Origin of the sequence: Lentibacter sp. (assembly GCF_029254145.1) — a bacterium.
GTDB lineage: Bacteria > Pseudomonadota > Alphaproteobacteria > Rhodobacterales > Rhodobacteraceae > Lentibacter.
The window spans coordinates 1-22621 of record NZ_JAQWYD010000065.1 but is presented as its reverse complement, the minus strand read 5'-3'; the positions used below and the strand labels follow the sequence as shown (position 1 = coordinate 22621).

Below are 22621 nucleotides of genomic sequence, written 5' to 3'. Positions count from 1 at the left end.
ACGTACAAATAAAAGGGCAAGCCGCTGCTTTCGCAGCGCGATTCGCTATAAGCGATAGGGGCAGCACGCATGATCAGGCGCAAAAACAAGCGCAGCGATGCAAGTGAGAACGTCGAACCGCGCTGGTTCGATGATTTTCAGCTGCGGCTTGGCGATATCATGCGCGGCGAGCGTGCCACGATGGGCAAATCGCTACTTGATGTCCAGCGCGAACTCCGGATCAAGGCCAGCTATATCGCAGCGATTGAAAATGCTGACCCAGATGCTTTTGACACCCCTGGCTTTATTGCTGGCTACGTGCGCTCCTATGCACGCTATCTTGGCATGGACCCTGACCGTGCTTTTGCAGCCTTTTGTGACGAAAGCGGGTTTGCGACGGCGCATGGGATGTCTGACGCGGCTTCGTCTGTTCGAAAAGAAACACAGCCCAAAAAGCAAAGCAAACGTACAGATCGAGACCCGATGTTTGACGGGGCAACCCCTTTTGCACCAGGGGCTGAATCGATATTCTCTCGCATTGAGCCGGGAGCCGTGGGCTCGCTTCTCGTTTTGGTTGCTTTGGTCGGGGCGCTTGGCTTTGGCGGCTGGACGGTTCTCAACGAGGTGCAGCGCGTTCAGCTTTCGCCTGTAGAAAATACCCCCGATGTTTTGGCCGATCTTGATCCTTTGGCGCAAGCTGGGCAAAATAATGCGCCAGAGCTTGGCGACACTAGCCCAGAGCTGACGGCAGCGGCTGATAGCTTTGATCGTCTCTATCGTCCGCAGGCACTTGATGTGCCTGTGCTCGTGGCACGGGATACGCCGATTGCGACGCTGCGCCCTGACGAGAACGGGACTTTTGCACGCTTACCTAAGGTAAGTACGGAGTCTGGGTTTGAAGCGACCGCTTTGATCACAGAAGGTGTGCGTGTCGTGGCTGCGCGCCCGGCTTGGGTCCGTATTCGAGATGGCGAAGGCACAGAGTTGTTCAGCGGCATTTTGAATGCGGGTGAAACCTTCGATGTTCCACACGAAAGCGGCGAGACGCCGGCGACCATTCGGGTGGGTGAGAGCGGCTCTATTTATTACACCGTCGATGGCAAAACCTATGGGCCGACTGGTCCGCGCGGCGCGATCACCGAAAGTTTCTCATTGGCTTCAGCTGATGTGAGCGCTGCGTTGCCAGAGGCCAATATTGCGCGTGACAGTGATTTGTCAGCGGTGCTTGCGGACCTTGGAGGGACACTTCTTACAGAGACAGCGGCTGTCCCTCAGGTATTTGAACTACAGAAGGGTGTTGTGACAGTTATTGCAACACGTGAAGTTTGGCTTCGTGTGAAGGCGGCGTCAGGAACGATCCTTCATGAAGCTGTGATGCAACCCGGCGATTTTTACACTGTGCCTCAAACAAGTGAACCAGCCACCATTCGTGCGGGGGATGCCGGCGCGGTATACTTTGCCGCAAACGGAAATACCTACGGGCCATATGGTGCACGTGGCGCGGTCGCGGACAATCTACAGCTGACTGCCGAAACATTGACCGCGGAGCTGAGGCAAGCGGACTGGGAGGCGATTGAGCCTTTGGCGCGTGCAGTAGCGCAGATCGACGCGGATGGTGCATTTGGTGTGATGAGCGACTAAGCCACACATTGCACTGGCGCCGCTTTCTCCCTATGTCTCAGCAGTATATGACTTCCTGAGCATGAGGCCCTAATGTCTTTGAACCCCATTCGCCCGTGGCGCAATATTTATCGCCGTAAAAGCCGTCAGATCATGGTGGGCAATGTCCCTGTTGGCGGGGATGCGCCGATCTCGGTTCAAACAATGACCAATACGCTTACGACAGACGCCAAAGCGACGATAGCGCAGGTGCAGGCGGCGGCAGAAGCGGGAGCAGATATTGTACGGGTGTCTGTCCCAGATGAGGACAGTGCCAAAGCGCTCAAGGAAATTGTCCGCGAGAGCCCTGTTCCGATTGTGGCGGATATTCACTTTCACTACAAACGCGGGATTGAAGCTGCGGAAGCTGGCGCTGCCTGTCTGCGTATCAACCCAGGTAACATTGGTGACGAGAAGCGCGTGGCAGAAGTGATCCGCGCTGCGCGAGACCACAATTGCTCGATCCGCATCGGTGTAAATGCTGGTAGCCTTGAAAAGCACCTCTTAGATAAGTACGGAGAGCCTTGCCCTGATGCCATGGTTGAGAGTGGGCTTGATCATATCAAAATCCTTCAAGACCACGACTTTCACGAGTTCAAGATCTCTGTCAAAGCCTCGGATGTCTTTATGGCTGCAGCAGCCTATCAGCAGCTTGCTGATGCTACCGATGCGCCTATTCACCTTGGGATCACAGAAGCTGGTGGGCTGACTTCAGGCACGATTAAATCATCGATTGGTATGGGTAGTCTGCTGTGGATGGGTATTGGGGACACGATCCGTGTGTCTCTCTCGGCTGATCCAATCGAAGAGGTGAAGGTTGGCTATGAGATTTTGAAGTCGCTTGGGCTGCGCCATAGAGGTGTGAACATTATTTCCTGCCCGTCCTGTGCGCGGCAGGGGTTTGATGTGATCAAGACTGTCGAGGCTTTGGAAAAACGGCTAGAGCATATCAAAACACCGATGAGCCTCTCGATTATTGGATGTGTTGTGAACGGTCCAGGTGAGGCCTTGATGACTGATGTCGGCTTTACTGGTGGCGGCGCAGGCGCTGGGACTGGAATGGTCTATATGGCGGGCAAGCAGGATCACAAGCTTGGGAACTATGATATGGTCGACCATATCGTTGATCTCGTTGAGAAGCGTGCTGCGGAGCTCGACGCTACTAGCGAGGCTTAAAGGCCGCTTAAAAACCGCTGTAGGACGGTTGCGGGCATCATGCCGCGTAACATTGTGTCGGGCAGCACATAAAACGGCAAACTGTCGATTTCGAGAGCGGCTTGCAGGCCAGCGTGCCGCTCGACGATCAGGACGTTGATACTCAAGCCTTGTGCTTGGGCTAGGGCGCTGAGCTCTTTTTCGGCGCGTGCACATACTGCACAGTCTGAACTGACAAAGAGCGCTATATCGTGACCAGCAAACAGCGTTGGTCCGTGGAGCCTGATTAAAGCAAGATCTGAGTTGATTTCGTCTGCATAAGGCTGCGGTGTCAGGGCACTCTCTACGATTTCTGGGTGTGCGAGTAAGACGGCGCGCACCTCTTCTCTAAACAAACGGCGCTCCCCATCGGAAAGCGCCGTGAAGTCAGTTTGCGAAGACACAGGTGCTGCGAAAAACGTTAGTGCTGCGCAGAGGCTCTTTTTCATTCGGAGCGAATGTCTTCTGCGATCTCTTGCATTTGGGCAAGTGGCATGTAGCCGCGCAAGATTTGGTTCCCCATCACAAAGGTCGGCGTTCCTGAAATATTGAGGCGCTGCCCAAGAGCGCGGTTTTCAGCAATGACAGCCGTCACCTCGTCGCTCTCCATCTTTGCAAGGATTGCGTCGGGGTCGAGCGAAAGGGAGCTCGCCAAGGCCCTCAATACCGGCTCCTCAACGTCTGATTTCAATTTGATCAATGCATCTGAGACAGCTTTATAGGCCTCATCACCTGCGACCAATTTGGTGGCAACAGCAAAGCGCGAGGAGACAACAGAGGCTTCGCCCAAGATTGGAAATTCCTTAACGATAAATCGAATGTTTCCATCTGCCTCAATGAGCTGGGCGACTTCGTCGTGGGCTTTGCGACAGTAGCCGCAGCGATAGTCGACGAACTCGACCAGTGTCAGACCGCCTTCAAGGTTTCCGCCCACAAAAGAATTGGCATCCTCAAAAAGATCAGCACCGTTCACCTGAACAAGTGAGGCGTCAGCATTGGCTTGCTGCCCTGCCTGACGTTCTTCCAAAACAGCGACGGCTTCCATTATTACTTCTGGGTTTTCCAGAAGGTAGGTGCGAATTTCGTTTTGGAAGGCAGCGCGCTCGGCTGCCGTCATCGCTGCGAGATCAAGCGCTGCAAGTGGGCTTGTTGTAAGGCTTGCCATAAGAGCAAAGGCTGCTGTTGTTTTTGTCATTTTTTTCTCCGTGAATTTATGGCGCTTTCTGAGGCAAAGAGCACATCCTGTGCGCGTTGCCAACCAGGGGAGCCACGTTTGAGCAGGTCAAATGCGCGCTTGGCGTGGATGGTGGCGTCTTTTGGCCGCCCGAGCAGTGCATACCGCTCAGCTGTCAGCAGTGAGGCCATCCCAGCATTGCCCAATTGGGCGTATGCTCCACCAAGATCCCGCAAGACGCGCGCATCGCGCTGCTCAATATTGGCGGAGCGTTCAAGATGGGGCAGGGCGGCTTTGGGATTGCCTGAGACCAGCAGAGCATGTCCATATTGCCCTACGATCAGGGCGTTTCTTGGAGCAAGCGCCACGGCTTTTGCATAGGCGGAGAGGGCAGCATTATATTGGCGCTGCTCCAAGAGTATCTGGCCGTGAAGTTCGTGCAGATATGGATCATTTGGAGCGGCGGCAATCAAGCTCGCCATCGTCTTGAGGGCGTCACTGCCTTTGCCTGACCGATGCCAAGCTATGGCTTTGCGCATTTGTGTAATGTCTTTATGGCCACTGTCACCTGCGCGGCGCAGTGTCCATTTTGGGGCGCGATAAAAAGCGCCAAGCTTTCCCTTGGCGCGGGCAAACCAGTAATTTGCCGTCGGGTTGCTCGCAAACTGGCCTTGGTAAGCTGAGGTGGCTGCTTGCATTGCGCGCAGGCGGTCGCGCGACAACGGATGTGAACGAGCGTATGGATCTTGCCGGCCAGCTACGAGCAAGTCTTGACCAGCAAAGATATCCATCACTTCAACTGAGCCTGCAGGATCAACGCCCGCGCGTGTCAGGTAGCGGATCGCTGACTGATCTGCTGAGGCTTCCTCGGCACGTGTATGGGAGAAGAACGAGCGTTGTGCTGCGCTTTGCATGCCGATCCCGATTGCGACACCAGCCTCGGAGCCACCAGCCGCGCCTGCTGCGGCCGCCAAAGCGAGCCCGAAGGCGGCAAGGCTTTGAGCTGCGCGCGCGTTGGCAGGGCGTCGGGCCAAATGACCGTTGGCGATATGAGCAGCTTCATGCGCAATGACGGACTGAAGCTGTTCTGCCGTTTCGAGTTTGAGCAAAAGCCCTGCGTGAATAAAGATATGTTCGCGGTCAATCACGAAGGCATTGAGTGAGGAGTCATCGACGACAAGAACGGACATGCGCCCGGAGGGTAAGCCTGCCGCATTGAGCACGGGGGTGGCCAGCTGTTTGAGACTCTGTTCGATATCAGGGTCACGCAACAGCGATACGGCCCATGCATGAGATGCAGTCAGAGCCACCATCAGGCATGCGGCCAGCGTTGATTTCAAACTGCGTTGCATTGACCTTACCTGACACCCGCTCCAAAAGCTTGAAGAGAGAATAGGAGAAAAGTTATGCGGAACTCAAGGCGCGGCGCGGTTGATCCCTTTATTGTGATGGACGTCATGGAGGAAGCCCGTGCTGCGGAGGCAGCAGGGCGCTCGATTATCCATATGGAAGTGGGACAGCCCGGAACGGCTGCGCCCAGAGGTGCGCGGGCGCATTTGGCTCAGGCGATGGAAGCCTCGCCGCTTGGGTATTCGGTTGCACTTGGGCTGCCCGAGTTGAGGGCGCGTATTGCCCGGCATTACCATGACAAACATGGTGTGAACTTGTCTCCCGAGCGTGTGATTATCACGTCTGGGTCCTCTGGGGCGTTCATATTGGCCTTCACTGCGCTCTTTGAAGCGGGCGCGCGGGTCGGGCTCGGGGAGCCCGGGTATCCGAGCTATCGCCAGATCCTGAAAGCGCTCGATGTGAAGCCCGTCGGATTGCCGACAAGCGCTGAAAACCGTTTCCAGCCTGTGCCGAGTGACTTTGCTGGGCTTGAACTTGATGGCCTTCTTGTGGCTTCGCCAGCGAACCCTTCCGGCACGATGCTGACACGTGAGGCGATGCAGGCCCTTATTGCTGCATGTGCTGAGAGCGAAACAGCTTTTATTTCGGACGAAATATATCAGGGTATTGAGTATGAAGGCGAGGCTGTCTCGGCACTTGAGCTTACCGATGAGTGCTATGTGATTAACTCATTTTCCAAGTATTTTTCTATGACAGGCTGGCGCATTGGCTGGATGGTTGTACCTGAGGAGCACGTACGTCTGATCGAGAGGCTGGCGCAGAACATGTTTATCTGCGCGCCGCATGCCAGCCAAGTTGCGGCGCTCGCGGCTTTTGGGTGTACTGAAGAGCTTGAGGCGAATTTGGCGGTCTATACGGCCAATCGAGAGTTGATGATTGAAGAGCTCCCCAAGGTGGGCTTGAGCAACTTCGCTCCACCTGACGGGGCGTTTTACATTTATGTAGATGTGAGCCACCTCACCAATGATAGTCGTGCGCTGGCCACTGACATACTCGCAGAAGCTGGTGTTGCCGTGACGCCTGGTATCGATTTTGATCCTGAACGAGGACAAACAACACTACGCTTGTCATATGCGCGTTCAACTGAAGAGATCCGCGAAGGTTTGCTACGGCTGAAAGCGTATTTTGATAGATAGAAGCTTCCCTGAAGGGGGCTTTGGCGCTATGCTCAAGCAAAAGAAATAGGCGGTTATGAGCAGGCTTTTAGCAGTTATTACGGTGGTGTTTGGCCTAATCGGTGGGGTTTCTTGGCTTGTGCCGTCTGCGAGCGCCCAGTCCCTGAGTGGCTTAGCGCGCGTTGATCCGTCACTGAGCGATGCAAGCTTGCAGAGAGGGACCTTGACGCTCAAACTGACGCTCAGTCAGCCCGTACCCTATCGTGTTTATACGTTGGATGAACCACGCCGCCTTGTGCTTGATTTTCGTGAGGTAGATTGGGCTGGGGTTTCTGAAGAGCTTTTTGCCGAAGCCAAAGCGTTGACGGGCGTGCGTTTTGGCGGCTTTCGTCCCGGATGGTCACGCATGGTTGCGGAGCTTGGGGGTGCTTTTACGCTAAGAACAGCAGAGATGAGCCGTGACGACCAGAGGGGAACTGCTGTGCTCACGGTTGTTCTCGATAAATCCGATGAGGAGACGTTTGCAGGCCGCGCAGGTCCGCCCAAGGGCGATGTCTGGCCTGATCCCGTCGCTTCTCTGCCGCGTAAGCAAACGGGACGCGTTCTGGTTGTCCTTGACCCCGGGCATGGCGGCATTGACCCTGGAGCCTCGCGGGACGGCCAAACAGAAAAAGAGCTTATGCTCGCTTTTGCGCGTGAAATAGAGGAAGAACTTAGACGGCTCCCCAATGTCGACGTGCTTTTGACGCGCACGGACGACAGCTTTGTGTCACTTGAGCGCCGCGTGGCTATGGCCCATCAAGCGGAGGCTGATATCTTTATCTCGCTACATGCCGATGCGCTGAGCGAAGGTCATGCGCATGGAGCGACTGTCCACACGTTGGCCGATGACGCCAGTGACGAGGCTTCGGCTCTGTTGGCTGAGCGGCATGATCGGGCAGATATGCTTTCAGGGACAGACCTCACTGGTCAAGATGATGTGGTGGCTGATGTTTTGCTCGATCTTGCGCGACAGGAGACACAGCCAAGGACGGACCGTTTGGCCAAAGCGATTGTCGGCGGTCTCGAGATAAAGGGGGCGCCTCTCAACCGGCGGCCATATCGTGCAGCTGCTTTTTCTGTGCTCAAAGCGGCTGACATTCCTTCGATCTTGCTGGAGATCGGATTTTTGTCGAGTGACCGCGATTTTAAAAATGTTGTCGATCCTTTATGGCGTCGTAAAATGGCCGAAGGGATCCGAGATGGTATTCAAGCCTGGATCCTCGCAGATGAAGCCATCCGTCGCGTGGTCCGTCAATGATCACGCTTGCCAACACGGGGGCGGAACTGGCGAAAACCAGCCCAAATTCACTGTCAGTTGATTTTGACCTCGTCGTGCCTTGGGCGTATAGACAGGGCGCGCGCATCAGGGGAAACACGTGATTAGATTCTTGTTCTCGGCTCTCGGGGGCCTTTTTAGCCTCATCACCCTCGGTCTTATGGCTGTGGCGCTTTCTATTGGTGCGATTTTTTACATTTATGGCCAAGACTTGCCAAGCCATGAGAGCCTCTCACAGTATCAGCCGCCCACTATCAGCCGCATCTATTCGGGTGAGGGGCGCATGCTGGATGAATTCGCGCGCGAACGCCGCCTGTTTACACCAGCCGAAGAAATCCCGCTGCTTGTGAAATATGCGTTTATCAGCGCGGAAGATAAGAATTTCTATGTGCACCAAGGCTACGACACGCGCGGTATCGCGTCAGCTGCGGTTGACGCGATGAAGGGTGGAAGCGTGCGTGGAGCTTCGACCATTACCCAGCAGGTCGTTAAGAATTTTCTACTGTCGGCCGACCGCCAAGCCGAACGTAAGATCAAAGAGATTATCCTTGCTACTCGGCTTGAGGAAACACTGGATAAGGAGCGTATTCTCGAGCTCTACCTAAACGAAATTTTTCTTGGGCAGAACTCTTTTGGGGTGACTGCAGCCGCGCAGGCCTATTTTAACAAAACCTTGAGCGAACTCGCCCCACATGAAGCTGCCACCTTGGCGTCTATGCCAAAGGCTCCCGGGCGTTTTCACCCCGTTCGAAACAAAGAGCGTGTGCTTCAACGGCGAAATTTTGTTCTGAAGGAAATGTTTGAGAACGGCTACATTTCGGAAGCTGTGTACAAATCTGAGCGCGAGCTTCCACTTCGGTCGGTTCAGAACGGCGACTTTGAGCCCTTCAAAGACGGCTTGCCTCCGCGCGACTATTTTACAGATGAAATCCGCCGGCAGCTCTCAAATGATTTCGGTGAAGAAGAGTTTTTCACGGGTGGTATGACGGTGCGCGCAACGATTGATCCTGAGATGCAGGAAGTTGCGGCGGCGGCTCTTCAGCGCCAGCTGGAGCAGTTTGACCGTGGTGTTGGCCGCTGGCGCGGGACTGGCAAAAGCATTTCGGCCCAAAACCTGGGAACTGAGGCGGATTGGCGAGAGGCCTTGGCCGGAACCAACGTGCCGCGAGACATCAGTCTGGAGAGCCATTGGTTCCCCGCCGTTGTGCTTGAAATTGCGGACCAATCCATGCGCATCGGTATCGAAGGCATCAGCGAGACAGAGGCAGAGCCTTTTGTTATCCCACGTAAAGATATTTCATGGTTGCGCGGCGGTTTTGGTGACAGTTTCAAAATTGGAGATGTTGTGCTTGTTCGGCGCATGACAACCGGCGACGAAGGAGCCGGAGACTTTATCCGCTGGACGCTAAGACAGGTACCTGAAGTGCAGGGCGGTTTCATGGCTATGGATGTGAACACAGGCCGCGTGATTGCTATGCAGGGTGGGTTTTCTTACCAGCATTCTGTTTTCAACCGCGCCACACAGGCGAGGCGCCAGCCAGGGTCTTCGTTTAAACCATTTGTATATGCGTCGGCACTTGATAGCGGATATACGCCTGCAACGATTGTTGTGGATGCGCCGATTGAGATCAACACGCCACAAGGCCTTTGGAGGCCGCAAAACGCTTCGAACCGCTACTACGGACCCACTCCGCTGCGCACTGGGATCGAGCAATCGCGAAACCTGATGACCATCCGTCTTGCTCAGGAAGTTGGGATGGACGTGGTAGCTGATTATGCTGAGCGTTTTGGGGTCTATGACGGAATGGGACGCTTTTTGGCGAACTCGCTCGGCTCGGAAGAGACCACGCTCTACAAAATGGTGTCGGCCTATGCCATGTTTGCCAACGGTGGGCAGCGTGTTGAGCCGACATTGATTGACCGCGTTCAAGACCGATATGGCAAGACCGTCTATAGACACGATGACCGAGTGTGTACGGACTGTGTCAACCCAACGTTGCCACGCTCTGAAGCGCCTGTAATTGTAAACAACCGTGAGCGCGTCATGAACGCTGTGACAGCGTATCAGCTCACATCCATGATGACAGGAGTTGTGTCTCGCGGAACGGCGAGCAAATCGGTGAACCTGGGTGTGCCTGTTGCGGGTAAAACCGGTACAACCAATGATGCCAAAGATGTTTGGTTCATCGGCTTCACAAACAATATCGTGGCGGGCTGTTACATTGGTTTTGATAATCCGCGCTCGATGGGCAGCGGCGCGTCAGGTGGTGGGATGTGTGGCCCAGTTTTCCAGAGATTCATGAGTTCTGCGATCAAGAAGTATGGGGCGGGTAAATTCCGTGCGCCGAAAGAATGCGAATTCATTAAAATCGACCGTTTTACGGGTGCGCGTTTGTCAGAGAGCGCTGAAGGCGATCATGTTGTTATCGAATGCTTCCGCGAGGGTGAGCAGATCGACTTCGGGATCACCTTTGATGGTGGTTTCGCGATGGGAGCTAATCTGCCTCTCGTTCGCGAAACAGGTGCGGCTAAGCAAGTCACGACCTCAACGGGCAAAAAAGCCGTTGTTGGACCCAAAGCTGGCTTTGGAACGCTCAGCTCGGGCGGACTTTATTAAACAGGCGGGCGTCTGAGCCTGCGCTTGCCGCTGGCTCGGGGCTGCGCTATCAGTCCCTGAAACGTGATCCAAGGAAGACCCATGCGCGCAGAAATTCAGGGCATTGTTGCCGAAGTCGAAAAGTCATTGGTGCTTTTGGCACAGCGGATGGATCGTGAGACTGCGCCACACAGGCTTGAAGAGTTTAACGCTCGCGTGGAAGACCCAACTCTTTGGGACAATCCAGAGAACGCTCAGAAGCTCATGCGCGAGCGGCAGGCGCTTGTTGATGCGATGGAAAGCTATGATACGATTGCTGGAGATCTGTCCGACAACATCGAGTTGATCGAATTGGGCGAAATGGAGGGCGATGCCGAGGTGATAAAAGAGGCTGAAGAGGCTCTGAAATCACTCAAGAAAAAGGCGGCCGAAAAAGAACTTGAGGCGCTGTTGGATGGTGAGGCTGATGCCAATGACACCTTCCTGGAGATTAATTCCGGTGCAGGGGGCACGGAGAGCTGCGATTGGGCTTCAATGCTTGCGCGAATGTATGTGCGTTGGGCCGAGAAGAAGGGCTATAAAGTCGAACTCCAAGCCGAGAGCGCGGGAGAAGAGGCTGGCATAAAATCGGCGACATATAAGATTTCTGGGCACAATGCCTATGGCTGGCTCAAGTCAGAGAGCGGCGTGCACCGTCTCGTGCGGATTAGTCCATTTGACAGCGCCGCCAAGCGCCACACCTCCTTTACATCAGTTGGTGTTTACCCTGTTGTCGATGACAATATCGAAATTGAAGTCAACCCAGCCGATATCCGTATCGACACCTACCGCTCGTCTGGGGCAGGCGGGCAGCACGTAAACACGACTGACTCTGCTGTGCGTATCACCCACGCACCGACAGGTATTGTTGTGACCAGCTCGGAGAAATCCCAACACCAAAACCGCGATATCGCGATGAAAGCGCTCAAATCACGCCTTTACCAAATGGAGCTTGATCGCCGCAACGCTGCTGTGAACGAAATGCATGAGAACAAAGGTGATGCGGGGTGGGGAAACCAAATCCGCTCATACGTCCTGCAACCCTACCAGATGGTCAAAGATCTGCGCACCAATTTTGAAACGTCTGATACCAAAGGGGTTTTGGACGGTGATCTTGACGGCTTGATGGCCGCAACGCTGGCGATGGATGTTGCAGGTAAGTCTCGTTCAGAAGCTCAGGGCGACTTTTAACAAGAGGCTTGCTTAAACAGCGCTCGCTGTTGCTCTCCAAAGTATCATGCCGAACCCAGTACACAGCCTGTCTTGTGCGAGCTTCTAACTGACCTGAAGTGAATGCTTTAGTGCCTTAGAAGCTTTCGTCTGATTGTATCTTGCGCTCCGCTCCAACCCGCGCCAGCATAAACCATGCGCGAGAAGGACACGGCGATGAATGATATCACAAATATGACAGCCCTTGATCAGTCACAGGCCATTGCTGAGGGACAGCTAAGCGCTGCTGAACTGATGGAAGCGACACTTTCTCAGGTCGCCAGGGTCAACCCTCAGGTCAATGCCATTGTGTCCTTACGCGATGCTGATGAACTGATGGCTGAGGCTCGCGTGATGGATGAGACGCCTCGTAAGGGCTGGCTTCATGGTATCCCATTGGCCGTGAAAGACCTTGCCAATGCCGAAGGGCTACCCACCTCGATGGGAAACCCAATGTTCGCAAACTCTATTGCACCCAAAGATGACCTCGTGGTTGCGCGCATGCGTGCTGCCGGCGCTATTATTATCGGGAAGACCAATACACCAGAATGGGGCCTTGGGTCACACACGTTCAACCCTGTTCATGGCGCCACGCGGAATCCCTATGATCTGTCACGGAGCGCAGGCGGCTCTTCTGGCGGGGCTGCAGCGGCGCTTGCCGCGCGGATGCTCTCGGTTGCAGATGGGTCTGACATGATGGGTAGCCTGCGCAACCCTGGGGCTTGGAATAACGTCTATGGTTTCCGCCCGACATATGGGCGTGTGCCTTCCGAGCCTGTTGGAGACAATTTTTTACACCAACTTGCAACATTGGGTCCAATGGCGCGAACGCCGCGTGACATGGCGGCGCTCCTTGATACACAAGCTGGTGCTGATCCGCGTCAACCACATGGGGCTTCATACGACTTGACGCTGCCGAGCATCGATGCGCCTGTCAAAGGGCGCCGCATTGGCTGGCTTGGCGACTGGGGTGGAGCCTTTCCAATGGAAGCGGGGCTTATGTCTCATTCCGAAGAAGCTATCCCCCAGCTTGAGGCTCTTGGCATCATAGCGGAGCCTGTTGCCCCGCCGTTTTCAGCTGACGCGATCTGGGAGAGTTGGACAACTTTGCGGTCTTGGGCGATCGCAGGAGGGCTGTCTGTTTTTTACAATGATGCCTCCAAGCGCGACCAGCTCAAGCCTGAGGCGATCTGGGAGATCGAACGTGGGCTTTCTTTCTCAGCTATGGACGTACATCGTGCTTCAGTGCTGCGCTCGGACTGGTTTAAGATTTGCTCAACGCTTTTTGAGCAATACGACGCGCTCGTCTTGCCGACCACCCAGCTATATCCATTCCCTGTCGAGTGGACCTATCCTAACGAGGTAGGAGGGCAGGCGATGGACACCTACCACCGTTGGATGCATATCGTTACGCCTGTCGGCCTGATTGGCTTGCCCTGTATCAACATTCCTCTCGATATGGGAGCAAACGGGCTACCTGCGGGGCTCTCCCTCTTCGGTCCGCGTGATAGTGATGCTGCGCTCATGCAGCTTGGCCAAGCTTGGCACAAAGCTTATCACTACTCGCTTTCACGCGCGCCACTTTCTTGATCTAGGAGATAAGTGTCTGACGCGAGATTGTTTGGTTAAAAGCTGACTGAAACAAACATCTTTGGGATTGTCAGCTTTGCGTCTTATGCTGGATCAACGCAGGCGGGGAGGGCCTTATGATCATCAAAGAGCAAGGCGCGCCAGAACTGGGGCAAGTTACATTTTCCGACATAAAAGCAGCCATTTACAAAGGCTGGTGTGATATGCGGCGGGCTCCAGCATACGGAGTTATCGTCGCGAGTATCTGTGTGGCCTTCGGATTTTTGCTGGGCTGGATCACTATGGCGACTGGCAAAAGCTATTGGCTTGTATTCGCGGCTGTCGGGTTTCCGCTCTTTGGCCCGTTTACCGCGGTTGCGCTCTATGAGGTAAGCCATCGCCTAGACTATGGGCTACCTCTCGTTTTCTCAGAGATATTCGGAGTTGTGCGGCACCAGGCTGCCCGCCAACTGCCTTCCCTTTGTGTGATTATTTTGATGGTTTTCTTATTCTGGTTCTTTATCGCTCACATGATCTTTGCTTTGTTTTTAGGGCTTTCCACGATGACAAATGTGTCGAGCTCTTTGGAAGTTTATTTCACTGCTGATGGCCTGACGATGCTTGCTGTGGGTACCGCAGTGGGAGGGCTTTTTGCACTGCTTTTGTTTATGATCACAGTTTTCGCCATGCCAATGTTGCTGGACCGTGAAGTTGATTTTGTGACCGCTATGATTGCTAGCTTTATTGCGGTCAAAAGCAATTTGGTACTGATGGTGCTTTGGGGCGCATTCATTGCGATTTGCACGTTTGCGGCCATGGTGCCTGCTTTCCTAGGCCTCTATCTGGTCTTGCCTCTCTTTGGCCATGCCAGTTGGCATCTGTACCGTGCATCCGAAGCGCGGGCCTAGCGAAACGGGTGCCCCGCTCTCATCAGGCGGGAATGATAGCCTGGTAATTCCTCGGCTGTGCAAAAACCTGCGGTGCGCGTGATTTTAAGAGCTTCTCGCCAACCACCTTGGATATGTTCGACGACAAAGCGAACCACGCGCTGGCTGGTAATGCTTTCGGTGACAGTTCTGGTGGCATAGCCTTCCCAGAAATTATTGTGAAAAGACGGTACGCGCGCAAGGTAACTGAACGAACATGTTGTCGCGCCACGGCGCGCGGCCAATATGACAAGACCTTGTTCTTGCTTAAGGGTGATGCCGCGAAATTCACGATTGTAGGAACTGATTGAAAGACCTTGATCATTCATAGCTTCGGGCAACTCGAACCCTCTAACAAAGGCCCGTCCGTCTGTGCGAAAAACGTAAAAGGTTCCTATAACGAAACGATTGTCTTCCACAAAGCTGGGGCGACTGAAGCGGTAGAATCCACTTGGAAATTCATCCAAGGACACAGGATCAGTTGTTTTGCCAAGGAAATTTATTACTGCAGGGTGATGGAAAAGAACGTCATGCTCCTCGCGGGCTTTATCGACGGGTTCCAAGAGAATACGCGCATCAACTTCAAAAAAAAGTGCATATTTTATGTAAGACGTCGGGGCGTGGAAAGCTCTCGGCCGCTAGGTAGCGGTTAAATTGCGTGCGGTTTATGCCGAGTTCTCTGCATAGGCTCGCAACTGAAGGGTAGCGCGCTGTCAGCTTTTTGAGATTGTCGCCGAACACACCTCGTAGTTGAACGGGATCAATGGGGTTTTGGGGCACGCGTGATTTGGACACAAACATCAACTCTTGAGATACTAACACTGTCCGAATCTAATCTTACGCGGGATTGACCTAAATGGTAACAAGAACTGCATGATTTTCGATGCGATTACGCGTCGTCATTGACGCTAATCAGCGTCGGGCGCCTCCGAATGAGTCACAATTTTGAAGAGTGCGACACTCATTTCAGAGTTTCACTTCGCGGAATATTTTCTAAAAATTGTGTTAACAGGATGTGTTGTCAAAGATTGGGTTTTTGGATGTATGGCGTTGTTCTTTGGAGTGATCCGGACGAACAAAAAGCTGTGATCTGGTGCGAAGATCATGGCGATCTAGCTTTCTATGGAGGCTGCGTCTCTTCCGTATTCGATGGTCCTGTTTTGGACGCTGGAGATCTTGTCCATTTCCAAGTTTTGGAGGGTGACACAATGCGCTTGGCGCGCAATCCAGAACTTATTTCTGAACAACACGCTCCAGCTATCGCCGAACGTTTGAAGGCAGCGCTTGAACCCACATCAAAAAAACCTTCACCTTCAATGCTTCCAAGTTCGTAAGCCCTGAAGGTAACTGTTTCAAATGTTGTTCCGTTTCCAATATTGCGAACAGCCTAGAACTGCACTTTACTGAGATAAGGGATTAGCCTGCGATTTTACCCCGTGCGAGCGCTGCGACACCGGTTCTGGCCACTTCACTTAGGCCAAGCGGGCGCATCAGTTCGCTAAAGGCGTCGATTTTCTCTGGTGTACCTGTAATTTCAAAAACAAAGCTCTCAAGCGTGCTATCTACGACATTGGCTCGGAAAATGTCGGCCAGCCTCATCGCTTCAACGCGGCGATCTCCGGTACCTTCAACTTTCAGCAATGCAAGCTCACGCTCAACTGACGCGCCTTCCACTGTTAGGTCATGCACCTCGTGGACAGGCACTATCCGTCCCAGTTGCGCTTTGATTTGTTCAATCACTTGAGGCGTACCTGTTGTGACGATGGTGATACGCGAGCGGTGACCTGCGTGATCAATTTCAGCGACGGTCAGGCTTTCGATATTGTAGCCTCGCCCTGAGAACAGACCGATTACGCGCGCCAGCACTCCAGCTTCGTTGTCCACCACGACCGCGAGAGTATGCGTTTCAACGTGGTCGCTAAAAGTTGGGCGCAGGTTGTAAGCGGAGTGCTTGTTAGAGCCTTTTTTGATTTTGAGAGCAGACATTGTGCTTCCTTCCTTCTCTACACTGTTCGGCGGCTCAAACGAGCACTGCGCCACTTGTGCCGATTGCATCTTTGGTGCTTGATTCACCGAGCAACATCTTGTTGTGAGGCTCTCCTGACGGGATCATCGGGAAGCAGTTTTCGTGCTTCTCAACGAGGCAGTCCAAAATAACGGGACCGTCATAGGCTATCATTTCTTTGATGGCTTCATCCAGATCAGCGGGATCGTCCACACGGATGCCCTTTGCGCCAAAAGCTTCTGCCAACTTAACAAAGTCGGGGAGGGCTTCACTCCAAGAGTGCGAATAGCGCTCACCATGCAGCAATTCTTGCCACTGACGGACCATACCGAGGCGTTCATTGTTGAGAATGAATTGCTTGACGGGCAGGCGGAACTGAATTGCTGTGCCCATTTCTTGCATATTCATCAGCCAGCTTGCTTCACCAGCTACGTTAATTACCAAGCTGTCAGGATGCGCCATTTGGACACCGATTGACGCAGGGAAGCCATAACCCATCGTCCCGAGGCCACCTGATGTCATCCAGCGGTTTGGATCTTCAAAGCCAAGGTATTGGGCGGCCCACATTTGGTGTTGGCCAACTTCCGTACAGATGTAACGGTCATGATCCTTGGTCAGGGCTTCAAGGCGCGCAAGGGCCTGCTGAGGCTTGATGATCGAGCCTTTTTGCTCGAACTTAAGGCAGTCAACATTGCGCCAGTTTTCGATCTTAGACCACCATTTCTCAAGTGCAGGGCGGTTGGTTTTGCGGCCGCGCGCCTTCCACACTTTGAGAACATCTTCAAGCACATGGCCGACATCACCAACAATAGGGATGTCTACACGTATAACCTTATTGATCGATGACGGATCAATGTCGATATGTGCCTTTTGAGAATTGGGGCTGAAGGCGTCGAGGCGGCCTGTGATGCGGTCGTCAAATCGCGCGCCAATGTTGATCATCAAGTCACAGCCGTGCATTGCCATATTGGCTTCATAGAGCCCATGCATTCCGAGCATACCGAGCCATTTTTCGCCCGAAGCTGGATAGGCGCCGAGGCCCATGAGGGTGGAGGTGATTGGAAAGCCAGTGGCTTCCACGAGCTCACGCAAGAGTTGGCTGGCTGCTGGGCCCGAGTTGATAACGCCGCCACCTGTATAAAATATTGGCTTTTCAGCCTTTTCGATTGCGTCAACAAGTTCCTCGATGGATGCCATGTCGCCTTTTACAGGCGGTTGATAGCGGCTTACTTTGACTTTCTGCTTGGGTGTGTAGTCTGCCGAAGCAAATTGAACATCTTTGGGGATATCAATCAGAACTGGGCCCGGTCGGCCTGACGTAGCAACATGGAACGCCTCGTGGATTGTTGCTGAAAGGGAGGCCGTATCTTGGACCAACCAATTGTGTTTTGTACAGGGTCGAGTAATGCCAACCGTATCGGCTTCTTGGAATGCGTCGGTCCCTATCATAAAGGTCGGAACTTGTCCTGTCAGGACAACGATCGGAATTGAATCAAGTAGGGCGTCCGTCAGTCCGGTTACGGCGTTGGTAGCGCCTGGGCCTGATGTTACAAGAACAACACCTGGTTTGCCTGTCGAGCGGGCATATCCCTCTGCGGCATGTACAGCGCCTTGCTCGTGGCGCACGAGAACATGGCGAATGCCGTTTTGTTGGAACACCTCGTCATAAATGGGAAGCACAGCTCCACCAGGGTAGCCGAAGATAACCTCCACGCCCTGATCTTTCAGGCATTCTACGATCATTTTTGCGCCGGTCATTTGACGTGTCATATACAAGCTCCATTCCAACTTCGTTTTACGCATAAAAAAACCCCCGATTTTCGGGGGCGCATGGGGTTACCTAAGGGTTTCCGTTACCGGCCCATGCGCCTTTTTCTCACGATGACCACTAGCTCTACCATGCTGGGTGCCTTTTTGCTGCGTTTGCGAGACATTAGAAGTGCCTGCTAGGGGCGTCAACCGCCAAAACCTGAATAATCGAACTCTGGAGCCATGTTTTTTGTTCAAAAGTTGCGCCGCGGGCAATATTTTGGACAGAAAATCTAAAAAAGGGGCGTGATCTTGGGATTCGGCCATAACAGTTGCGAACTCAATCGCACGCTACCAGCCGCAAACCTGCGTGGTTTACTGGTACTTGGGATATCAGCTTTGGGGCTGTCTGGCCGAGGGCTGAGAAAAATGATGAATAAGGGCTCAAAGACCTTGGGGCAGGGTTAAGGTTTGATCCTGTGGGCTGGCAAGTCAGGGAGTGATATGTTTGCCACCTGCTCTGCGATCGGTGCAGTCGACAGTGGGTGCGTTTCGGCTTCATGACGGGCGATATTGCCAATCGGTGTCCATTCGGTATGTTTGTATATCTGAAGCGCTGAAAATTTGGCTTTGTAGTCCATTTTCGGGCTGCCGGGGACCCAATAGCCAAGATACACATACGATAAATCGCCTGAACGAGCGATTTCGACATGGTCAAGGATGATGAATGTCCCAAGAGAACTACTCTCATAATCAGGGTCAAAAAACGAGTAGACCATTGAAAGCCCGTCTTGCAGGACATCTGTGAGGCAGACTGCAACGAGAGTCTTGGTTGTTGTGTCTATGTATTCAATCACACGCGAGCGAATAGGCGTTTCTTCGATCATCGCGGCGAACTCGAACACGTCCATATCGGCCATTCCACCATCTGCGTGGCGGCTGTCCAGATAGCGACGGAAGAGATCATATTGCTCTTCTGTGGCCCATGGCGAGGTGACTCTGCGCTCAAGATGCGTGTTCTTTTTTAGGACACGTTTTTGGCTTTTGCTTGGCTTGAAGTCAGTCGCAATAATTCGGGCTGATAAGCACGCAGCACAATCTGCGCAAGACGGGCGGTACAACACATTCTGGGAGCGGCGAAAACCTTGTTGGGATAAACCATCATTAAGCTGCTGTGCGTTCTCGCCCTGAAGCGATGTGAACAGCTTGCGCTCCATCCGCCCCGCGAGATACGGGCACGGCTGTGGCGCTGTCACGTAGAATTGGGGCGCAAGCGGCAAGGTGTGTCGCATTTACCAATGTCCTGTCTGATTTCGACAAACGATAACGACGAGTTGAAAATTCTCCAACAATTAAATCAGGTTAACCTTAATTTGCAAGCCAGAGCCAGAAAGAAACAATCAAAGATGATGACCGAAAGTACAAAAGGTGTATTGGCGATGGTCATAGCCTGCCTGATTTGGGGGTTCTCAGCTCTATATTACAAGGTCTTGGCGCATATTCCACCTATTGAAATTTTAGCACATCGGACAATCTGGTCGTTTGTTCTCTTTGCTATTCTCTTGTTGGCGCAAGGGCGCTTGTCGGCATTGTTTACGCTTCTGTCGACCCGTAACGGCGTCCTTGTGGTTGGATTGTCGGCGATCATGATTTCCACAAATTGGTTCGCCTTTATTTTCTCGATACAGGCTGGCTACGCGGTCGAGGCGGCTATGGGGTATTATATTTTCCCGTTGGTTGCCGTGCTTCTGGGGCGTCTCGTCTTTGGAGAGAAATTACAATCTACGCAATGGGCCGCTGTCGGGTTGGCCGCACTGGGAGTTGTTACTCTTACTTATGGTTTAGGAGTTGCGCCATGGATTTCGCTTTTGGTGGCGGGGAGCTTTGGGATTTATGGCGTTTTAAAAAAGCGCCTGTTAGTGGGGCCAGTTGTCTCCGTTACTGCAGAGGTCGCTCTCTTGTTCCCGATCGCATTAGGCGTTCTCGCTTTTGTTCATTCAAAAGGTGAGGGGCATTTTGGAACCGCAGCTTGGGAAAATGGGATGCTTATTTTTTCAGGTGTGCTGACAGCGGCTCCGCTGATGCTGTTTTCATATGCGACGCATCGCAACAGGCTTTCTACGGTCGGGTTGTTGCAATACATCAACCCGACTGCGCAATTTTTTTGTGCGGTGGTGATTTTTGGGGAGCCCTTTGGACTGTGGCATGGGATTGCCTTTGGCCTGATTTGGCTCGCCCTAACACTATATTCTGCTTCCAGCCTTCTTCAGGACAGAGCGCCGCGTAGATAGTCGGCGGTTTCATCGACGCTCATGCAGACCGTAAAAAGAGTTTTTAGGCTCGGGTCGGCAAAGCCTTCAGCAATGATATGATCCATCAGGGCGATCAGTGGGGCCCAATAGTTTTCGACATTTAGCAGTACGATCGGCTTTGAATGAAGCTCAAGTTGGCCCCAAGTTAAGACTTCAAAGAACTCATCAAGCGATCCCGCTCCACCTGGCAGGACAATGATTGCTTGAGCATTCATGAACATAACTTTCTTACGTTCATGCATGTTTTCGGTGACAATGAATTCTGTGAGATCAACTTTGCCGACCTCTTTCTTTAACAAATGAGTTGGGATCACTCCGAATGTTTCACCGCCAGCATTTTGAGCGCTACGGGCCACGGCGCCCATTAAGCCAATGTCTCCAGCCCCATAAACGAGGCGCCAGCCCTCGTCAGCCAAGGCTGCTCCAAGAGCTGTCGCTGCCGTTTTATAAGCTGCCTTCTCACCTTCGCGTGAGCCGCAATAGACACAGATTGATCGTTTCGTCATGGTGCACTAACACTTTTGATGACTTGTTTTGACCCTTCATACCCATCTTGCTATGCTCTCTCAACCCGCGCGAGACGCGGTTGGAAATATTGGGGAACTCCATGAGCAAACTAACGGGTTTCTTTGCGAGTAATGGGGCTGTGTTGGCGTTATCAGGCGCGGCTGTTTTGGTTTTGGCAGGGGTCGGAATGTATTTGAAAGATGGCCCTTTGGAAGAACCATCCAGCCAAGCGGCAGAGCACACCGCTGCACAAGACGTGTCCATTTCGCCTTCTGAAGAAAAGACAAACGTGTCTACTTTGAGAGAATCTGCGCCCAAATTCGATGTCGCACGGGTTGAACCGAATGGACAAACACTCATTGCTGGTACTGCTTTGCCGGGGGAGTTGGTTGAGGTCTTACTTGATGGGAATGTCGTTGTGACGGTGCAAGCCGGTTCGACAGGGGAGTTTGTGGCGTTTGCTGATTTGCCTGCCAGTCAAGATGCCCGTGTTTTGAGCTTGCGTGGAACTTCTGGTGGTCAGGAGAGCCTGAACACAATTATCGTAGCGCCAACACAAGCAGGTAACCCGATTGTGGAAAACACGCAGACAACGCGTGAGGCAGCGGCGCCTATCCAGTCAAATACCGTGATTTTGGCGGATGCGGAGGGGGTTACAATACTTCAGCCCGCCGCGCCGAGCATCATGAGCCAAGTCGCGCTTGATGCGATTAGTTACTCTGAAAGTGGGGAAGTCCAGCTTTCAGGCCGTGCCTCCAATGATAGCTATGTCCGCGTCTACCTCGATAACCGTCCTGTGACGACAGAGCGTATTGAGGCGAATGGCTTGTGGCGATCTGAATTGCCCAATGTCGACTCTGGAATATACACATTGCGGGTCGACGAGGTCGACGAGGATGGACTCGTAAAAAGTCGAGTTGAGACCCCCTTCAAGCGCGAAGTCCCCGAAAAAGTGACTTCAGAGGCTGGTGTGGCGCTTGTTACCGTCCAACCCGGAGCTACGCTTTGGGCCATTGCGCGTGACAGGTATGGCGAAGGACAGCTTTATCTACAGCTTTATGAGGCCAATAAAGATCAAATCCGTGATCCAGACTTGATTTATCCCGGGCAAGTCTTTGATCTTCCGGACTGAGCACGGCTGGCAATCGGCCTGAAAGGGGACTATCTCTGCGCCTTGAATTGCGAGAGGCCCTATCGGCATGAGTGACGATGTAGAAAAACAAGAACGTGCATCAGGTGCGCGCACCATCAAGCGTGTCATTCCTTATCTTTGGCCGGACGGTGAAGTCTGGGTAAAGCGGCGAGTGTTGATTGCTATGGCGGCCTTGCTCCTATCCAAGCTGATCGCCGTTTACACGCCAATCATTTACCGTGACGCTGTCAACGCTTTGTCTGAAGAGGGGGTTTCAGACCTCCTTCTCGGTGCCGTCGGGCTGACCGTCGCCTATGGGATGGCACGTATATTTACGTCAGGATTTCAACAGCTAAGAGATGGCGTCTTTGCGGCGGTGGCCCAAAGAGCTCTGCGCAAACTGGCGCTTGAAACCTTCACCCATATTCATAGGCTCTCGATGCGCTATCATATTACGCGCAAAACAGGTGGTCTAAGCCGCATTATTGAACGTGGGGTCAAGGGCGTTGATTTCTTGCTACGTTTTCTATTGTTTTCTGTTGGCCCGCTTGTTCTGGAATTGCTGCTTGTTGCGGGGATATTCTTCTTTCTGTTTGACGTCTGGTATTTGGCAGTGGTTGTGGGAACGATCGCTCTCTATGTCTGGTTTACCTTCACGGTCACAGAGTGGCGGGTAAAGCTGCGCCGCGAAATGAATGACCGCGACACTGATGCCAACCAAAAGGCGA

At 53.2% G+C, this 22621-nt stretch carries 21 protein-coding genes; 12 read left to right on the top strand and 9 right to left on the bottom strand.

The features are described from left to right. The first annotated feature begins 69 nt into the window (after nucleotides 1-69). Both P8O11_RS07535 and ispG read left to right on the top strand, forming a co-directional pair. Nucleotides 70-1620: a helix-turn-helix domain-containing protein gene (locus tag P8O11_RS07535; protein WP_300293289.1), complete on the top strand. Its 1551-nt coding sequence runs from the start codon at nucleotides 70-72 to the stop codon at nucleotides 1618-1620. A 72-nt stretch (nucleotides 1621-1692) separates the two neighbouring features. Then, nucleotides 1693-2814, top strand: a complete 1122-nt coding sequence (ispG, locus tag P8O11_RS07530; RefSeq protein WP_089890279.1) for a flavodoxin-dependent (E)-4-hydroxy-3-methylbut-2-enyl-diphosphate synthase — start codon at nucleotides 1693-1695, stop codon at nucleotides 2812-2814. Here ispG and P8O11_RS07525 read toward each other — a convergent pair. The 3 genes from P8O11_RS07525 to P8O11_RS07515 are packed head-to-tail and all read right to left on the bottom strand — an operon-like array spanning nucleotide 2811 to nucleotide 5358. Then, nucleotides 2811-3281, bottom strand: a complete 471-nt coding sequence (locus P8O11_RS07525) for a disulfide bond formation protein DsbA (protein ID WP_300293287.1) — start codon at nucleotides 3279-3281, stop codon at nucleotides 2811-2813. The genes ispG and P8O11_RS07525 overlap by 4 nt on opposite strands. Further along, nucleotides 3278-4027: a DsbA family protein gene (locus P8O11_RS07520; RefSeq protein ID WP_300293285.1), complete on the bottom strand. Its 750-nt coding sequence runs from the start codon at nucleotides 4025-4027 to the stop codon at nucleotides 3278-3280. Before P8O11_RS07520 ends, P8O11_RS07525 begins: the two co-directional genes overlap by 4 nt. Continuing rightward, nucleotides 4024-5358 (bottom strand): M48 family metalloprotease, encoded by a 1335-nt coding sequence (locus P8O11_RS07515; protein WP_300293283.1) that lies wholly within the window; start codon nucleotides 5356-5358, stop codon nucleotides 4024-4026. Before P8O11_RS07515 ends, P8O11_RS07520 begins: the two co-directional genes overlap by 4 nt. 54 nt (nucleotides 5359-5412) lie before the next feature. Here P8O11_RS07515 and P8O11_RS07510 point away from each other — a divergent pair, with 54 nt between their 5' ends. From P8O11_RS07510 to P8O11_RS07485, 6 genes are all read left to right on the top strand, one after another. Next, the gene (locus P8O11_RS07510; protein ID WP_300293280.1) at nucleotides 5413-6552 is read left to right on the top strand and encodes an aminotransferase class I/II-fold pyridoxal phosphate-dependent enzyme; all 1140 of its coding nucleotides are present in this window, start codon (nucleotides 5413-5415) and stop codon (nucleotides 6550-6552) included. Between the two features lie 202 nt (nucleotides 6553-6754). Further along, on the top strand, nucleotides 6755-7831 hold the full coding sequence (locus P8O11_RS07505) for an N-acetylmuramoyl-L-alanine amidase (RefSeq protein WP_300293278.1): 1077 nt from the start codon (nucleotides 6755-6757) through the stop codon (nucleotides 7829-7831). A gap of 118 nt (nucleotides 7832-7949) precedes the next feature. Further along, nucleotides 7950-10466, top strand: coding sequence for a penicillin-binding protein 1A (locus P8O11_RS07500; protein ID WP_300293276.1), 2517 nt, complete (start codon nucleotides 7950-7952; stop codon nucleotides 10464-10466). A gap of 81 nt (nucleotides 10467-10547) precedes the next feature. Next, nucleotides 10548-11675, top strand: a complete 1128-nt coding sequence (gene prfB / locus P8O11_RS07495; RefSeq protein WP_089890300.1) for a peptide chain release factor 2 — start codon at nucleotides 10548-10550, stop codon at nucleotides 11673-11675. Between the two features lie 174 nt (nucleotides 11676-11849). After that, nucleotides 11850-13283, top strand: coding sequence for an amidase (locus tag P8O11_RS07490; protein ID WP_300293272.1), 1434 nt, complete (start codon nucleotides 11850-11852; stop codon nucleotides 13281-13283). Nucleotides 13284-13399: 116 nt separating this feature from the next. Further along, nucleotides 13400-14170: a DUF2189 domain-containing protein gene (locus P8O11_RS07485; protein ID WP_300293270.1), complete on the top strand. Its 771-nt coding sequence runs from the start codon at nucleotides 13400-13402 to the stop codon at nucleotides 14168-14170. Here P8O11_RS07485 and P8O11_RS07480 read toward each other — a convergent pair. Both P8O11_RS07480 and P8O11_RS13770 read right to left on the bottom strand, forming a co-directional pair. Further along, on the bottom strand, nucleotides 14167-14751 hold the full coding sequence (locus P8O11_RS07480; protein WP_367186853.1) for an XRE family transcriptional regulator: 585 nt from the start codon (nucleotides 14749-14751) through the stop codon (nucleotides 14167-14169). The two genes, P8O11_RS07485 and P8O11_RS07480, sit on opposite strands and share 4 nt — an antisense overlap. Nucleotides 14752-14770: 19 nt before the next feature. After that, a complete protein-coding gene (locus P8O11_RS13770; protein WP_367186852.1) occupies nucleotides 14771-14989 on the bottom strand; it encodes a helix-turn-helix domain-containing protein in 219 nt (72 codons plus the stop codon). Between the two features lie 131 nt (nucleotides 14990-15120). On the opposite strand from P8O11_RS13770, the gene P8O11_RS07475 reads away from it, so the two are divergent. After that, entirely contained in the window at nucleotides 15121-15522 is a 402-nt protein-coding gene (locus tag P8O11_RS07475; RefSeq protein ID WP_300293268.1) for a hypothetical protein, read from the top strand. Nucleotides 15523-15604: 82 nt separating this feature from the next. Here the strand turns inward: P8O11_RS07475 and ilvN are convergent, their stop codons facing one another. The 3 genes from ilvN to P8O11_RS07460 form a co-directional block, all read right to left on the bottom strand. Further along, nucleotides 15605-16174 carry an acetolactate synthase small subunit gene (ilvN, locus tag P8O11_RS07470; RefSeq protein WP_300293266.1) on the bottom strand — a complete coding sequence of 190 codons (570 nt, stop codon included), beginning with the start codon at nucleotides 16172-16174 and terminating at the stop codon, nucleotides 15605-15607. Nucleotides 16175-16208: 34 nt separating this feature from the next. After that, nucleotides 16209-17963, bottom strand: coding sequence for an acetolactate synthase 3 large subunit (locus P8O11_RS07465; protein WP_300293264.1), 1755 nt, complete (start codon nucleotides 17961-17963; stop codon nucleotides 16209-16211). A 443-nt stretch (nucleotides 17964-18406) separates the two neighbouring features. Further along, nucleotides 18407-19234, bottom strand: coding sequence for an arginyltransferase (locus P8O11_RS07460; RefSeq protein ID WP_300293262.1), 828 nt, complete (start codon nucleotides 19232-19234; stop codon nucleotides 18407-18409). 6 nt (nucleotides 19235-19240) lie between these two features. Between P8O11_RS07460 and rarD the strand changes: the two genes are divergently transcribed. Next, a complete protein-coding gene (gene rarD, locus P8O11_RS07455; protein WP_367186851.1) occupies nucleotides 19241-20233 on the top strand; it encodes an EamA family transporter RarD in 993 nt (330 codons plus the stop codon). Here rarD and P8O11_RS07450 read toward each other — a convergent pair. Next, nucleotides 20209-20760 (bottom strand): TIGR00730 family Rossman fold protein, encoded by a 552-nt coding sequence (locus P8O11_RS07450; protein ID WP_300293260.1) that lies wholly within the window; start codon nucleotides 20758-20760, stop codon nucleotides 20209-20211. The two genes, rarD and P8O11_RS07450, sit on opposite strands and share 25 nt — an antisense overlap. Before the next feature lie 101 nt (nucleotides 20761-20861). On the opposite strand from P8O11_RS07450, the gene P8O11_RS07445 reads away from it, so the two are divergent. Then, nucleotides 20862-21893, top strand: a complete 1032-nt coding sequence (locus P8O11_RS07445; protein WP_300293258.1) for a LysM peptidoglycan-binding domain-containing protein — start codon at nucleotides 20862-20864, stop codon at nucleotides 21891-21893. Nucleotides 21894-21960: 67 nt separating this feature from the next. Further along, nucleotides 21961-22621, top strand: a 661-nt coding sequence (locus P8O11_RS07440; protein WP_300293255.1) for an ABC transporter transmembrane domain-containing protein, incomplete at its 3' end; no start/stop codon positions are given.